General features: G+C 47.4%; 16 protein-coding genes, 1 pseudogene and 1 riboswitch. Of the genes and pseudogenes, 5 read left to right on the top strand and 12 right to left on the bottom strand.

Features of this window, described 5'->3' with window-relative positions; translation table 11 throughout:
• Window positions 1-809 (bottom strand): LysR family transcriptional regulator (locus tag ACOI06_RS01600; protein ID WP_420660709.1); only part of this gene is annotated, 809 nt, incomplete at its 3' end.
• 206 nt (window positions 810-1015) lie between these two features.
• Between ACOI06_RS01600 and ACOI06_RS01595 the strand changes: the two genes are divergently transcribed.
• From ACOI06_RS01595 to ACOI06_RS01585, 3 genes are read left to right on the top strand one after another with little or no spacing between them, the layout of a single operon-like run.
• Window positions 1016-2212, top strand: coding sequence for a CaiB/BaiF CoA transferase family protein (locus tag ACOI06_RS01595; RefSeq protein WP_420660708.1), 1197 nt, complete (start codon window positions 1016-1018; stop codon window positions 2210-2212).
• Window positions 2205-2984 (top strand): enoyl-CoA hydratase/isomerase family protein, encoded by a 780-nt coding sequence (locus tag ACOI06_RS01590; RefSeq protein WP_420660707.1) that lies wholly within the window; start codon window positions 2205-2207, stop codon window positions 2982-2984. Before ACOI06_RS01595 ends, ACOI06_RS01590 begins: the two co-directional genes overlap by 8 nt.
• A 27-nt stretch (window positions 2985-3011) precedes the next feature.
• Entirely contained in the window at window positions 3012-3260 is a 249-nt protein-coding gene (locus ACOI06_RS01585) for a hypothetical protein (protein WP_420660706.1), read from the top strand.
• A 128-nt stretch (window positions 3261-3388) separates the two neighbouring features.
• Here ACOI06_RS01585 and ACOI06_RS01580 read toward each other — a convergent pair whose 3' ends face one another.
• The 4 genes from ACOI06_RS01580 to cysP form a co-directional block, all read right to left on the bottom strand.
• Window positions 3389-4471, bottom strand: coding sequence for a sulfate/molybdate ABC transporter ATP-binding protein (locus tag ACOI06_RS01580; RefSeq protein WP_420660704.1), 1083 nt, complete (start codon window positions 4469-4471; stop codon window positions 3389-3391).
• An 11-nt stretch (window positions 4472-4482) separates the two neighbouring features.
• Complete coding sequence (gene cysW, locus ACOI06_RS01575) at window positions 4483-5319, bottom strand: sulfate ABC transporter permease subunit CysW (RefSeq protein WP_420660702.1); 837 nt, start codon at window positions 5317-5319, stop codon at window positions 4483-4485.
• A 1-nt stretch (window position 5320) separates the two neighbouring features.
• Window positions 5321-6160, bottom strand: a complete 840-nt coding sequence (cysT, locus tag ACOI06_RS01570; protein ID WP_420660700.1) for a sulfate ABC transporter permease subunit CysT — start codon at window positions 6158-6160, stop codon at window positions 5321-5323.
• 134 nt (window positions 6161-6294) lie between these two features.
• On the bottom strand, window positions 6295-7314 hold the full coding sequence (gene cysP, locus ACOI06_RS01565; RefSeq protein ID WP_420660698.1) for a thiosulfate ABC transporter substrate-binding protein CysP: 1020 nt from the start codon (window positions 7312-7314) through the stop codon (window positions 6295-6297).
• 618 nt (window positions 7315-7932) lie between these two features.
• Here cysP and mdlC point away from each other — a divergent pair.
• A complete protein-coding gene (gene mdlC, locus ACOI06_RS01560; RefSeq protein ID WP_420660696.1) occupies window positions 7933-9582 on the top strand; it encodes a benzoylformate decarboxylase in 1650 nt (549 codons plus the stop codon).
• Window positions 9583-9750: 168 nt separating this feature from the next.
• Here the strand turns inward: mdlC and ACOI06_RS01555 are convergent, their stop codons facing one another.
• The 6 genes and pseudogenes from ACOI06_RS01555 to ACOI06_RS01530 all read right to left on the bottom strand — a co-directional run bounded on the left by ACOI06_RS01555 (window position 9751) and on the right by ACOI06_RS01530 (window position 13786).
• A complete protein-coding gene (locus ACOI06_RS01555; protein WP_420660694.1) occupies window positions 9751-10920 on the bottom strand; it encodes a TAXI family TRAP transporter solute-binding subunit in 1170 nt (389 codons plus the stop codon).
• Window positions 10921-11174: 254 nt separating this feature from the next.
• Complete coding sequence (locus ACOI06_RS01550; RefSeq protein WP_420660692.1) at window positions 11175-11330, bottom strand: hypothetical protein; 156 nt, start codon at window positions 11328-11330, stop codon at window positions 11175-11177.
• A gap of 136 nt (window positions 11331-11466) precedes the next feature.
• A pseudogene (locus ACOI06_RS01545) lies at window positions 11467-11577 on the bottom strand (transposase); the annotation flags it as partial.
• Between the two features lie 489 nt (window positions 11578-12066).
• Window positions 12067-12291 carry a hypothetical protein gene (locus ACOI06_RS01540; RefSeq protein ID WP_420660691.1) on the bottom strand — a complete coding sequence of 75 codons (225 nt, stop codon included), beginning with the start codon at window positions 12289-12291 and terminating at the stop codon, window positions 12067-12069.
• 32 nt (window positions 12292-12323) lie between these two features.
• Entirely contained in the window at window positions 12324-12788 is a 465-nt protein-coding gene (locus ACOI06_RS01535) for a DUF4440 domain-containing protein (protein ID WP_420660690.1), read from the bottom strand.
• A 128-nt stretch (window positions 12789-12916) separates the two neighbouring features.
• Window positions 12917-13786 carry an alpha/beta hydrolase gene (locus tag ACOI06_RS01530; protein ID WP_420660688.1) on the bottom strand — a complete coding sequence of 290 codons (870 nt, stop codon included), beginning with the start codon at window positions 13784-13786 and terminating at the stop codon, window positions 12917-12919.
• 254 nt (window positions 13787-14040) lie between these two features.
• On the opposite strand from ACOI06_RS01530, the gene ACOI06_RS01525 reads away from it, so the two are divergent.
• Window positions 14041-14415, top strand: a complete 375-nt coding sequence (locus tag ACOI06_RS01525; RefSeq protein WP_420660687.1) for a DUF6693 family protein — start codon at window positions 14041-14043, stop codon at window positions 14413-14415.
• Between the two features lie 75 nt (window positions 14416-14490).
• On the opposite strand, the gene ACOI06_RS01520 is transcribed toward ACOI06_RS01525, so the two are convergent.
• Window positions 14491-14919, bottom strand: a complete 429-nt coding sequence (locus ACOI06_RS01520; RefSeq protein WP_420660686.1) for a DUF2141 domain-containing protein — start codon at window positions 14917-14919, stop codon at window positions 14491-14493.
• A 481-nt stretch (window positions 14920-15400) separates the two neighbouring features.
• Window positions 15401-15507, bottom strand: a riboswitch (SAM-I-IV-variant riboswitch).
• Between the last annotated feature and the right edge of the window lie 18 nt (window positions 15508-15525).

The following is a 15525-nucleotide window of genomic DNA, read 5'->3' as shown; positions in this document are numbered from 1 at the left end:
TACATTTGATCGAAATCTATTTTCTGCGTCAAAAACACGAGTAGTTCAGAGGTTCCTTTAATAGATGTGTATGACAGAATGGATGCGCAAATGCCTTTTAAGGATAAATTAATCATTAATGAAATGGCATTGATTTCTGCAATAGTATTTAAGCGAATATTATTTTCTTCTTCAATCGATGTGATGGCATCACGCAATCCATGATTTTTTGGTGGTAAAACAAATGGCAACTCTGGATTGTTTTTAATAATCTCTAAACCAGTGCCTTCCTCTTTAATTAAATCCTTTCTGACCAAGATTCCAAGCTTTTCTTCCATTAGCTTTGTATATCGAACCCCTTTACGAAAATCGTTGCGAAAGGTCACTCCAAGATCAATTTCACCGCGCGCCATCATCTCCGGAACATAAGCCGAGCCCATTTCAAGAATGGTTAATTTGATGTCTGGGTATCTCTCCATAGTCTGTTTGATCAATGGGGCAGAAATTAATCGTGCGATCGACAGCGGAATGCCAATAGAAACAGGACCTTGAGGCACCAATTCCTGCCCTTTGACGGCATCAATGGCCTCTTGAAGATTTTCTAAGATGGTTTTGGAATGCTCAAACAGTATCTCACCCGCGCTTGTTAAAAACACCCCTCGATTGGTGCGTTCAAAGAGCTGAACGTCCAAGTTTTGTTCGAGGTTTTTCATTTGTAGACTAAGAGAGGGTTGCGATGTGAAGCAAATTTCAGCGGCTTGGCTAATAGAGCCAGTGTTGGCAATAGTGATGAAATTCCTTAATGTACGAATATCGACGTGGCGTGCCATAGAAAATTTGTATCCTCCCTATACCTAAATAATATTACCACGGTAGGTATCGACATGAATACAATCCGCTCAGTTAGAACCGTGATTTCACTTGAGAAATCTTAAATAAATAGCTCATAAACACTCCGGGGTAAAGTTTCCTTTACGAAGTGTTTTTTTGTTTGATGGGTGGAATTCAAGTTTTATAAATGTCGAAGGGTTAAGGAATGAAGTTTTCTCCTCTGGAAGGAATTAAAGTTGTTGATTTGACTAAAGTTCTTGCAGGACCGATCTGTAGTCAGTTTTTAGGTGATTTAGGCGCCGAGATTATTAAAGTAGAAGCCATGAATGGTGATGACACCAGACATTGGATTCCAAAGACTGACGATCAATCGACATTCTTTTTGGCAGTTAACTTTAATAAAAAAAGTATTGTGATTGATTTAAAGAGATCAGAAGGATTAAGTGTTCTTCACGATTTAATCAGTCAGTGTGACGTGGTGCTGCAGGGATTTAAAAAAGCCACTGCCGAGAAATTAAAAATTACCTACGACGATATTTTAAAAATTAATCCCAATGTGATTTATTGCGAAATCTCTGGCTATGGTCGCCAAGGTCCGTTGGGAGACCACCCTGGATACGATGTCATGCTGCAAGCGTTTAGTGGCATGTTGAGTACTATGGGGGTTGAAGAAGGCGAGTACGCCAGAGCCAGTTTTTCGCCAGTAGATATTGGCACCGGCCAGAATGCGCTGAGCGGCGTGTTGGCTGCTGTGATTGAGCGTCAAAAAACCGGAAAAAGCGTCTATGTCGAGGCAAGCCTGTTAGACACGGCTTTGACCTACATGGGCTATCTGGCGCAATCGTATTGGGCGACTGACAAGGACCCGAAGCCATGGGGCACCGCCCATCCCAGTATGTGTCCCTATCAGGCGTTTAAAACAGCTGACGGTATGATGGTGCTTGGTGCCGGCAATGATAGTCAGTGGAAAAAGTTTTGTCAGGTCGCAGATCTTGAGCATTTGTTGTCGGATCCAGATTTGCTCAGCAACGATTTGCGCGTCAAGAATATGGTCAAAACCGTGTCATTGGTTCAGGCCCGTTTGGTTGAAAAATCCACTGCATACTGGTTAGAAGCGCTGGAAGCGCAAGCGGTTCCGTGTGGACCGATCCATCATTTATCGCAAGCTTTGGCCCATCCACAGGTTCTGGCGAGAGACTCGGTCACTCAAATCATGCACCCGACACTTGGGATGCTAAACAAAGTTTCATTTCCAATTCATTTTGATGGCGCTGATAGAAAGCCGCGTCGTTCCCCACCTTTGCTGGGTGAACATACTGCGGAAATTCTGAAAGAAATTGGCTATTCAGATGAAAAGATTGATTTATTAGAACAAAAAGGAGTTGTGCATCGTTATGGTTAGTGAACATATTCAATATTCGGTTGAAAACCAAATTGCCATCATTGCGTTTAACAAACCGCCACTCAATGTCCTGACAGAAGAAATGCTCGATGAATACATCGGCTTGTTGGACCGAGCACGGGTCGATGACAATGTTCGTGCGGTGGTCATCACCAGTGATGTGCCTGGCCGTTTTTGTGCGGGTTTAGATCTCAATGCACTGTACAGAAAAGAAAAAACAGGTGCCGATCTGGTGGAAAGACTGTATGTCCGCGTCTCAGAGATGCAGCATAAGTTGGGTAAACCGTCGATTGCCGCTGTAAACGGAACCGCCCGAGGCGGTGGTATGACACTGGCAATCGGTTGTGACGTCGTGCTGTGTTCAGAGAACGCCACATTTGGTTATCCAGAAATTGTGTCTGGCATTCTGCCATCCATCCACTTTTATCACCTTCACAAGATCATTGGTAAACATCGCGCTTTTGAGCTGCTGTTTACGGGTCGAAGCTTTGGTGCAACCGAAGCAAAAGAAATCGGTTTGGCCGTGCATGTCTATCCAGAAGGGCAGTTGCGTGAGAAAGCGCTGGAATTGGCCAATGTTTTTGCACAGCACAGTCCAGATGTTATGAGAATTGGTCGCAAAGCATTTAGATATGCTGCAGAACCTAACTATCTTGCCAATGTGCAGTACGCTGCGAACGACTTCACTGCCATCAGCGTGAATCCCGATGCATACGAAGGCATCAGTTCATTTATTGAAAAACGCACGCCCAACTGGCGCAAAGAAAGTTAATTGAAATTAAATTTGAGGAGATCTGTTGTGAAGTTTTCTAGCTTATCAAAAGTCTTGGTGACAACGGCTGTTGCCGCCACCTTAATGGGTTGTGGTGATGATAACGCCCAAGTTGGTTCGGCCACTGAGCAACAAAAGTTTGAGCGAATCATGTTGCTCGTGGCGGGTTTTGGTCTGTTGCTGCCGGACGCACTCAGTAACTACGTTGGTATCGGAATTCTGGTTGCGTACTTTATCTATTCAAAAATCAGAAAACCAGCAACATCCTTAACTTAAATTAGCTTCTGAGTGCTTAGGGTTCAGTACTCAGTCATTGAATGAAAAGTGCCGATTTCGACATCATCTGTTGAAATCGGCACTTTATTCTTCATTTTTTATTCTTCAGAATTTAATGAAGAGATTACTCAATGCGTTTGCGCCTCTAAGTTGAAGATTTGCACATTGCGCGCGCGTGCATGGATACCCTCACCTTCCTGAAGGTTCAAATCCCGAAACACAGGTTCTGGCAGCTCTACCTCAATACGTTGGCCGACATCTTCACGAAGCAACTCGAGATGTGCCGTTGAGCCACTGAGATAGGTACGTTGTATGCGTGCGGCAAACGCAGGTAAGCCATCTGAATCGAAGTGAGTTCGGGAGAGCTCAAAATCATGAGATCGCACATAAGCAGCGGCTTGGCCGTGTGAAGCACCTTGAACGGACTGCGCAGGAAATCGGATACCCTCGCTAATGAGTTCGCCCTGTTGCAATTGACCGTTAAAGCGGTTTGCATTGCCGAGGAAGTCATAAACAAAAGGTGTGGCAGGTGACGTCCACACTTCATCAGGTGTGCCAATCTGTTCGATTTGTCCTCGGTTCATGATGACAATTCGATCGGCCACTTCGAGTGCTTCTTGCTGATCGTGGGTGACAAACACACTGGCAACATTGAGCTCATTGTGTAATTCGCGCAACCAGCGTCGCAGCTCTTTACGCACTTGGGCATCGAGTGCTCCAAAAGGCTCGTCCAACAGTAAAACTTTGGGGTCGACTGCGAGCGCACGAGCCAATGCGATGCGTTGGCGTTGCCCACCAGATAACTGAGCGGGATAACGATCTGAAACCCAGCCTAATTGCACAAGCTCCAATAACTCCGTGACGCGCTTTTTAATTTGCTTTTCTGGTAGACGCTCAGCACGTGGTCTGACTCGCAAGCCAAATGCGACGTTTTCAAAAACAGACATGTGTTGGAACAAAGCATAGTGTTGAAAGACAAAACCGACCTGTCGGTTACGCACGGGTACGTGCGTGGCATCTTCACCTGAAAACAACACCTGCCCACGATCCGATGATTCTAAGCCTGCGATGATTCTTAATAAGGTGGTTTTGCCACAGCCCGAAGGTCCAAGCAAAGCCACAAGCTCGCCCGCTTGAATCTTTAACGAAACATCATTGAGCGCTTGAAACTGACCAAAGCGGCGTGACAGGTTTTTAATCTCGATACTCATGACGGTAGACCTTATGGATGAATGGAGTTGGTGGCACGCATGACTAAACGTTGTCGGTATTCCATGAGTGTTTTAAGAAAAAGCGTCAGCATGGCCATGCAGGCAAGAATCGCGGCAGCGGTAAATGCTGCGGCCGTTTTGTAATCATTGTTGAGCTGTTCAACGAGTAGTGGCAGAGTCAGGGTTTGATTCATAATGGTTCCAGAGACAACGGACACCGCACCAAATTCACCCACGGCTCTGGCGTTGCTAACGACCACCCCATAAAGCAGCGCCCACTTCAGTTTGGGTAAAGTAATTTGATAAAACACTTGCCAGCCATTGGCGCCGAGCGTGAGGGCTGCGCATTCTTCCTGATTGCCCTGTGCTTGCAAGGTTGGGATGAGGATTCTAGCGACATAAGGGGAGGTCACAAAGATCGTCACCAGCACAATACCTGGCCAAGCAAACATCAGTTGAATGTCGTGTTCGGCAAACCAGTGACCAAGCAAGCCTTCGCCGCCATAGACGATTAAATAGCACAAGCCAGCCACAACGGGTGATACCGCATAGGGAATGTCGACCAGTGACAGAAGAAGTCGTCGACCTTTGAAGCGATATTGCGTGACACACCAGGCTAAAAGAATGCCAAATACGAGATTGAGTGGCACAGAGATGGCGGCCGCTAAAATCGTCAAACCCAAGGCGTGTTGCAAATAACCTTCGCTCAAGTTATCGCGCAAGAGTGCCCATCCTCCGGATAAGGCTTGAGTGAAGATAAAGGCAAGTGGCGCGACCAGTAAAATCAGGACAAAAAATAGGCCTAGGCTGACCAAAGCCCACTGTAAAGCATCTTGTGGCTTTCTCATATTAGCTCCGAGCCTGAAAGAGGCGAGTCTGCAAGTACTGAAGCGTAAACAGCAGCCCGAGTGACACGATCAGAACGACCGATGCAATGGCGCTCGCCGCTTCATATTCAAATTCCTGCTGACGCATAAAGATCATCAATGAAGTCACTTCGGTTTTGAAGGGAATGTTGCCGGCAATCATGATGACTGCACCATATTCACCCAAGCTTCGGATGAACGCTTGCGAAGCTCCTGTCACCAGAGCGGGTGCCAAAGCCGGTAAAACGACTCGGACAAACGTTTGGGGTCTGCTGGCACCCAATGTCATGGCCGCTTCTTCGTACTCTGTGCTTAAACCTTGCAGCACGGGTTGTACAGTGCGCACAACAAATGGCAAGCTGGTAAACGTCATGGCTACGATGATGCCGGGATAGGCGTAGGCAATTTTGAGACCAAAAGGTGCCAACCATTGCCCAAACCAACCGCTGGGTGCCAATAGAAATGCCAGTGTCAATCCAGCCACTGCAGTGGGCAAGGCAAATGGCAAATCAATTAACGCATCCACCAACCGGCGGCCTGGAAAATCGTAACGACCAATGATCCAGGCCAGTAACAGACCAATCAGCAGAGCCAATACAGTGGAGTAGAGGGCCGCGCTGATGGTGACCCAGTAACTGCTCAGCACTCGTGGGTCTGTAATGGCTTGCCAGTAATCCTGCCAACTCATCTGACTGGCATGAATCAGCAAGACCGAAATTGGCAGTAAAACAACCAAGGACAGATAAAAGGTACTGAACCCAAAACTCAACCCAAACCCCGGTAAAACTGGGTGGCTTTCAAGCAGCCAGGACTTTGGTTTCACCTCTTTAATTTGATTTGATGAGGTGAACTTCACGCCCTGGATGGACTGCCTTGAAAGCTCCGAGAGTGAGACGGTTTTTGATCCGTTCGAGAGATTTGTCATGACGTTTAAAGTCGGTTGAGTTATTTATTGGTTTATTTCGTGCTGCGATCCGCAAGCAATTGATCCAGAACACCGCCGCTGCCAAAGTGTTGCGCTTGAATGTCATCCCAAGTGCCTAATGATTCATTCGGATTGAATAAACGCAGCTCCGGAAATTGTGCTTTGGTCGCAGCCACCACTTGAGGGTCACGGACGCGGTAGTTGAATGTGGTGAGAAGTTCTTGAATCTCTGGCGCATAGAGATAGTTAAGATAGGCCTCAGAAATGTCGCGTGTACCCCGACGATCTGCCACGCGGTCAACGACCGACACTGGGAACTCAGCCAGAATGCTGACGGGTGGTACAACGGTGCCAAATTCATATTGCGCAAACTCATCGCTATTGGCGATGTTGATGACTTCTGATTCGAAGGTCAGCAAAACGTCACCTTGTTCGCCTTGTGAAAATGCCGTGGTGGCGGCACGTCCACCTGTGGGAAAGCTATCCACGTTGTTGAGAAACTTCTTCATAAAGGCTTTGGTTTTTTCTTCATCGCCCTCGTAGAGTTCATTGGCAAACAACCAAGCTGCTAAGTAGGTGTAGCGCGCATTACCAGATGTTTTAGGGTTGGGGAAAACAAGGCGAACATCGTCTCGGATCAGATCGTCCCAGTTCTGAATGTTTTTAGGATTGTCTTTTCTCACCAGAAAAGCGATGGTGCTGTAGTAAGGGGAGCTATTGTGTGGAAAGCGGCTTGCCCAGTCTTTGGCAATGAAATCATTCTTTGCCAAGATTTCGACATCGGTCACTTGATTGAATGTAATCAGATCAGCTTGCTTACCTTTGAGAATATCTTGGGCTTGGCGTGATGAGCCAGCGTGCGACTGATTGATTTGAACATCATTACCGGTTGTGGCTTTCCAGTGCTCAGCAAACTTAGGGTTATAGGCACCGAACAGTTCACGAGCAATGTCGTACGAGGCATTCAATAATTCGGTTTGTTGTGCCTGCGCAGTGGTTACACCGAGTGAAGCGAGTGTGAGGGTTGATGCGAGCAAAAACTTCTTAAGCATGGTTGCGATCCTTGGGTAATGAAATAAAACACCTTGATGAAAGGTATGGTGTGTTTTGAGGTGGAGTGTGTGTGCCGTGTAATGCATATCTGACACGATTAGAGAGATTCTATAGGTTGTTCTTATTAAGTAAAACTACTGATTTCTTATTTCTATATAACTAAAAGGAGTATTGAATACTGCAACCATGTCTAAATTCAGACTCGCAAGCTGATTTTGAGAGAAATTTTAAAGACGAATTGGGAGGTGGCTTGAATGGGAAGGAGGATGTCAAGTCAATATTTAGATCAGCCTGTTAATGCGGTCTATGCCAATCAACAATCGAGAGTTGCCGGAGTCGATCCTATCAATTTCTGACAACTAATGCATTACGCGTTTTGAAATCGGTGATGAGGTGTTAAACCATGAACCTGCTATCCAAAATCTTCAAGGACACGCCACGATTCAGGAGGTTGCGAGCGGCAACCATTGGTTTGAAAGGTTACGATATTTAAAAAAATCTTCCGATTGTTGAGTTAAAGCGTTTTTTAGGTTCTACAATGATCAGATACGATTAAAAACGAAACAATGGCGTTGTTTAAAACATTCTTTACTGGCTGTTGTCTAAAGGAGATCGTGATGTCGTCAAGCACTGTGCGGGATGTGACTTTTGCGCTGATGCGTGAGCTTGGATTAACCACTGTGTTTGGGAATCCTGGGTCCACAGAAGAAACGTTTCTGAAAGATTTTCCGAAGGACTTTCGATATATCCAGACCCTGCATGAATCCTCAGCTGTCGGCGCTGCAGATGGGTACGCACAAGCAACCCGTCGCCCTGTGCTAGTGAACGTGCATACCGCCGCCGGTTTAAGTAATGCCATGAGCAACATCATGACAGCCCGTATGAATAAGACGCCGCTCATTATCACTGCAGGGAACCAAACGCGTAACATGTTGCTAATGGACCCTTGGTTGAGCAACGTGGATCCAACTATGCTGCCTCGTCCTTGGGTGAAGTGGTCGTATGAACCTGTGCGTGCTCAAGATGTTCCGGGTGCAATCATGCGTGCCTATGCCGCCGCACTACAACCTCCTGCTGGACCTGTCTTTTTATCGTTGCCTTTGGATGACTGGGATCAGACTGCCAATGGACAAGCAGTAGCAAGGGAAGTCACACGCCGTGTGGGACCTGATCCCACACGCATTGCAGATTTTGCCCAAGCCATCTCAAAAGCCAAAGATCCAGTGCTGATCTTTGGTTCAGACCTTTGTCGCGCCGGTGGAGAAGGCGGGCGCGAAGGCTGGCAAGCAGCCATTGCCTTAGCAGAAAAACTCAACGTTCCGGTTTGGGCAGCACCGGCTTCAGAGCGTGCACCATTTCCAGAAACACATCCTTTGTACGTCGGTGGTTTGCCGTTTGCGATCGGACCTTTGTGCGACAAGCTACAAGGCCATGACTTAGCGGTCGTGATTGGTGCACCCGTGTTTCGCTATTACCCGTATGTGGCTGGTGACTATATTCCACAAGGTCTGCGTCTTCTACACATTACGGATGATCCAGAAGAGGCTGCCCGAGCACCGGTTGGAGACAGCTTATTGTCTGATGCGCTTTTAGCGGTTCAATCGCTCACACCGCTTGTTGCATCTCGTCATGCAAAAACTCTAACCGTCGCATCACAAGCACATCGGATGGCGCCGCATCCTGCACCTGAAGAGCCTGAAGCAGCCGATGGTCAATTGTCCGCATTATTGTTGTTTGACGTGTTGCATGAGGTGATGCCGGCAGAGACGGTTTTGGTTGAAGAATCCCCTTCGAATGTCGCGCAACTGCATCGTGCCTGGCCGATTGAAACGCCGGATACGTTTTATACGTTTGCCAGTGGCAGCTTAGGTTGGAATTTGCCTGCCAGCGTGGGTTTAGCCCTTTCTGAGCGTGACAGTCAGAGAAATCGACCCGTGTTGACTGTGATTGGCGATGGTTCGTTTCAGTACTCAGTTCAAGGGCTTTGGACTGCGGCGCAACATGATTTGCAGATAATTTTTGTGGTGCTGCGAAATGATGAATACGCCATCCTGAAATCCTTTGCGCAATTAGAAAACACGCCGAACGTACCAGGTTTAGATCTACCCGGCTTAGACATTGCAGCGCTTGGCAAAGGCTATGGTTGTGCGAGTGTGGTGGCTAAAACGGCTGATGAAGTGCGGGCTGCATGTGAAGCGGCCCTCAAACGCAAAGGACCCACTGTGATTGAGGTTCCTATAGTGCCCAACGTGCCACCGTTGATTTGAATCTGCTTGTCATCGAATGGGTTTAAAAAGTCCAGCAGTGTAAATGAAGTGACATCGATGAAGGGGCGTGAATAAGGCTGTCTTCGACCGATTTATTAAACAATCCAGGGTGAAGTTTGTGGGCTTCATCCTGGGTTGTATGTTTTTAGACAGAAACAATTAATTGTCTTACCAGGATTTGGGTGCACCGGTGTCTAGGCCAGCCGCTTCCAGTGTTTCGTAGCGGGTTTTAAGCCAATCCTGAATAAAAGCCTCTTCGTTCGCATGATTGCGCTTTTTGACTTCATCCCACGTTTTAATGAGTAGTTCCTGACGGGCAATGAGTGCATCGTTATTGGCTTGGTCTTTGTCAGTCCATTTGCCTTTTGATTTAAAAAATTCGATCGCACCATCATGGTAAGGAACGACCCATGAGAGGTTTTGGCGGGCCAATTCCCAGCCATTGTTGCCTGGGGCGACATCGCGGTATTCGTCAAAGGTGTCATCCATGGCTTTTAGCATGCTGCGCACGAGTTTGTTGTCTGCAGTGGTGAGTGTGGCCAGAACAGGATAGGGGTAGGTACCGGAAATCGCCGGATTGTCTTTACTCAGGTTCGCACCTTCAGTGGCCACAACAGGTGTTACAAACGGTGCGACTTCATGCAGACGTGCCCAGCCTTCAGTGTCTTCAGCAGGCATGTACAGGTATTTCAGTCCACGAGGCGATTTTGCCAATTCATAGGCTTTACCGGAAATCGAGGAAGAAATTGCAGCATCGACGCGGTTTTGCATGATGCCATCCATGGAGGCGCCAAAGCCGCCAAACTCGACTTTTTCAACATCATCCCAAGTCAGATCGCCAAACCGTAATGCACCAGTGATCCCGGCATTCACAGAAGGTGCGGCAATCAGCCAAGAAACGCGTTTGCCTTTCAAGTCTTTAGGTTCCACAATGCCAGCGTCTGCAGCCACCACCACGGCCACGAGTTGATCGGAGTTGTTTTGTAGAACAGCGCGAATAGGTTGAGGGCCCCAGAGTGGTCCTGCAAAATCATCGAGGCCTTCTTGTGCATGGTAGGTGCCCGCAATCCCAGTTGCCGCAAACTGCACTTGTCCACGGTTAAGTGGCATGGCGCGCGAAACGTCATTCTTACCCGGCAGCACACGTAAGTTCACACCGTATTTGTGTTTCAGGGCGTTGCCGATGGCAGCGGCCTGATTGTAGCCACCGGAACCGACGTCATACGTGCTCCAAGCAATGGTGCTGGGTAGCTCAACTTCAAAGTCTTGCGCGAGTACAGCCCCAGTGGCGGTCACGAGGCCAATGGTCAGAACAGAATGCAAAATCGATAATTTCACGAGGTACTCCTTCATCCGATTTTAAAAATTGAAACTGAATTGCAAGGTTGGTACGTAAAAAGAATGCAACTGTTGATGCCGTTTTAACTAAAAACCTCTGAACGACAAGACTTAGGTTATCAATAAGTTTCACTAAGGTGTAAATATTTTTTACTGTTTGTTTTTAAAATAAAAAAGTCACGATGATGTGGAAAAACCTCTGGATACCGTGTGTTACGGTATCCAGATCATTTGCAAACCGTCACATAGCTCGTTTATTTCGCACGTTTGGCAACAATACGGAACATGGGTGCGCTGCGATAGAGCGTCTGTTCGAGTTCGTTGTAAATCCGTGTGTTGATGTCGGTATTGCATTCAATCCTATCAAAACCCACATCGACTAATGCACCCAGATCCCATTGGGGACGCACGCGCTGGCACATTGGCATTAAACGTCGGTAGGCTTTGCCCTGATTTCTCTTTTGAAGCGTTCCATCATGTTGGTCGTTCTCAAACGTTTGCGGTACTTTGCCGGTAGGGTCCTGAATCGAGGCTCAAGGTTGGTCACAAGCTGCTCACGAGGCTCTTGGAGAAGCTCACACCGCAGAGCTCTTTGGTGATGGTTGTCACTTTGCGTGTGGAGACCCCTTAAACAACCATTTCTATCAGAGCCAATATAAACTTCAGTCGTCTGTGCATCCAGAATCTGGTTCAAAACGTCCTCCACCAACTTGCCCAGTCTGTCACGTGAGTCAAACAAACCTGCTGCTGCGTTCTGACTGACGTTAATCTTGTACATCAATCATCGCTTCGCATTCCTAGGTGATGTTTCTTGCCGGAAATATCAGCCTACTGAGTGTCGCGGTGGCTACCTCCATCGCTTGGGAAGCTACAGCATTTTAAGGACACGATCGTGTCGCCAAGATTACAATCAAACTCGCTCACACAGTTCCCTAAATAATTTAACCCCGTGCGAGTTTGCTGCTCGTCACATTGACTTAGCCACAAACTCTACAACGACTTGTGCCTAAATCTTGGGAGTAGGTCAGAGTATCAAGTCTTTGGATGCGATGCATCCCGTAAGATGTAGGGCCCATATTTACAGAAATGGGCGGAAAGCCTCGTCCTTTAGGGCGAGGAGGATGTCATTAAAAATAAGTCGATGAGTTAGTCAGTAGCGTCTGGACGTTTCTGACGCGTTTCTAACCACTGCTCATTGGGTTCGCCCTGAAGCGCAAATTCTTGTTTCAGACGCGGAGAGCGCCAGACACCACCCCCCACCCCAGGGATGGGTTCGACTGCATACCAAAACCAGCGTCCATCGGCATCTTGGGCCAGCCAGTCCCAATCTTCAGGGGCATTGTTCCAGTTTGGTTTTTGATTCTTTGTCAAGGGTGGTCTTTCAGAAAATGCGCTAGCCCAAATTAAGGCAGTTTGGAAGAGTGGTGGTGAGTAATTAACCATTGGCCGTTTTGCCAATGGTAGGTGTACGTGTAACGTCCATGAACGGGTTTGCCGGTGCGTTTCATGTTGAACGTGTAATAGCCTGAATCGGTAACCGTATTACACCCGATGTCGATTTGACGCGCTGTGACTTCCCCAAAAGGTTGGTCTTTGAGGAAATGTATGAAGTAGTCCTCTTTTTCTGCTGAGGTCAGACGGTTTTGATCAGAAACGGTGGGTAAGAGAATGGAGCGTGGTGCGTAATTTGCCACAACGGCTTTTGGATCACCCGTTTGAAGCGAATTATTCCACCGATCAAACAATCCGATCACCTGACTTTCAGTGATAGGCTCACAGATTTGTGTTTGTTTGGCTGTGTGATCCAGATGGCTTGCACAACCTGACAGTGCGGCTACGCTAAGTGCTGTCAAGATAGTTTTCTTCATGAGCCGCTCCTTTCTGGTTAATGGTCCTCGATGCAATTTAACATCGTTGGCTTGTGTCATGAATTAAAAATTTGACTGCGAAAAACGATGCTGCCTGTATCTGCGCAGTTAAATCATTTGATCAAACCTTATTTTTTCTGATCAAGTTGTACGCAACGATTACTCATCCATGGCAAGGCACGAATGGAAGAGTCGCGAAACACCATCCAGTCATGACCACCGTCTACAACACGATATTCAACCGCATCTGGCTGGGTCTGGTTAATGTTCCAGTAAAGATTGGCTGCGGCAACCACAATGCCTAAAGGATCATGGTCACCCGATTCAATCCACATGGGTACGACTGTGCCATTTTGGCGATAACCGTCGAGTCTGGAGGTATACAACGTATCACGCCAAGTTTTTTCATCAAAAGCACCGGATGAGTCGACAAACTGTGGCGTGGAGCGCGCCGCTGAAGTTTCTGGGGGAAGCGGGACGTAAATAGCGGGACTAAAAATACCTGCAGCACAAAAGAGTTCCGGATGAGATAGGCTTAGGTTCAATGCACCATAACCCCCCATAGAGAGCCCAGCCACCGAACGGCCTGCACGGTCGGTTCGGGTTTTGTAGTTCTTTTCAACGTATGGCAGCAATTCTTCCAAAATGGCGGTTTCGGCTTTATCCGCATTGGCATCGGCATACCAGGTGGAAGGGCCTGTCGTGGGCATCACAATCACGGAAGGACGCACTTCACCGCGCAGAATCTGATTGTCTGCAGTCACTTTAATGCCGCCACGCTCGACCCACGAGGACTCATCGGAGTTTGCACCATGAAGCATATAGATGACAGGATAGGGTTCCGTGGCTTCGTTATAGCCATCGGGCAGATAGACATACATGGAGATGTCACGCCCAAGAATGTCGGAATTAAATTTGTCGTGAATGATTTCACTGGCTACAGCCTGGGTGCCCACCAGTGCCATGGATAAAGTGCTTAACAAGAAAAGTTTTTTCATCACGTGGATCCTATATGAGGCATTTTATTGCAGTCGTTTGGTGCAGTCGTTTGGTGCAGTCGTTTGGTGCAGTCATTCATGCGACTGCATGTTGCTCAGTCTATACGCTTCGATGAGTATTTTGTCGAACAGTCGCGCTTGACACTCGATTTTTTGAAATCTGTCCTCGGTGGCACAGATGGATTGGTGTGATGAGTGAGTTTTTAATTAAAGTTAAACTACGACTTTTCTAAAAAGCCAAGAGGTTAAAAGTTATGCAACAAGCGCTTAGTACCCATCCGGATTTTCAAAACTTGCAGTTCAAATCCGAGCTGGGTGTGCTGGAGGTGATTGGTCACCTAATCATTTGGCTTTTACTGTCGATCGTCACATTTGGATTGGCGATGTTTGTGTTTCCTTACTATATGCAGCGCTATACCATTGGTAGAACGTTTGCGTTTAATGCGCAGGGGCAGCGGGTTGGACAATTGATTTGTACCATCGATTTGGCTAGCATCATTGGCAATGTGCTGTTGTGGGTTCTGATTAGCCTTGTGACCTTGGGTCTTGGATACTTCGTGTTCCTGTACAAGATTTCTGCTCACTGCTTGTCACACACAAAGTTGATCTCAGTCACCGATATGCCGTAAGTACAAGCCATCAGCATCAACAGGACTTGTCAGAAATTTGCAGGAGCCAGTGCGTATTCGAGTCGTTGAACCGTTTCAATCTAACTCGATCACCAAGACACGCGGCTCTTGACCCATCTTGAACATCGCCGCGTCAAAACTGGGCGCCCCAAACAGCCTAGATGGATTCATGGAAAATCCGACAGCTTGTTTGGGGCGGCCCAGAAAACCAAACCGCAAACGATCTTCAATATTCTCAGCGTGATAGGCGGCAACGGCATAGACACCTGCCGGTACGTCACCAAAATCACAAATTGCTCTACCTTGATGGATGGTGGCAATCACTCCACGGATGGCTTGATCCTCTTTGCGCCAATTCGCTTCATCCTGAAATAAGCCACAACGAATCACACCTTTGTCGCTCGACAGGTCATTGAACTGCACCAACAAGGCTTCTGCACAGGCAAATGGTGCAACCAATAAACCGAGTACCACGAGCATCCGTTGTAATCCAATTTTGTACATGTTGCCTGCCGAAAATAGTTGGTGCGACCACACATAACCAGTGAGTGGCACTATCGGTGATCGCTGTGACTAGGATGAACCTTTCGCGCCTTACCTTGGCGGATTAAGTTGAGCCTAGATTGTAATTTTGACATTTGGGTGTCTGAAAATGGATATATCGTCGTTCGCAGGCATCGATGACCTGAGACTGCAGTTTTGTGAGTGTCTCCAAATAGGAGACCGAAACAATATCTTTCCAGACGCCTTTAGCGTTTCCATCCCTAGTTTGGTAGGTTAGCGGAATGTAGGTGCCAATATAGTCATTGATGTTGTGGTCAAAAATCCGCATCCAAGATGAGCCGGGGACCGTGTGACCTGTGTATACACTATGGTCGAGTGTGAATTGGTAAGCCATGATTTTTCCTCTTTAGCTGTTTGGCAAAATGCCGGGCGAGCAATTCGGTGAAAAGCGCCCATAAAAAAACCCGCAACAAGCGGGTCTGCGTTTCCAAGTTGTTGCCATTAAAGACCCCATCGTCAGACCACCTTGCTTGGAGGCAGGTTGGTATCAAACATTCATTTGAAATGCTTGAACTCTTGATGCACGCTCACTATACCAGTGAATTG

The organism is Orrella sp. 11846 (assembly GCF_048820935.1).
In the GTDB taxonomy this organism is placed as follows: domain Bacteria; phylum Pseudomonadota; class Gammaproteobacteria; order Burkholderiales; family Burkholderiaceae_B; genus Algicoccus.
Note: the sequence above shows the minus strand (reverse complement) of the source record. Positions and strands in the feature narration are given on the sequence as shown.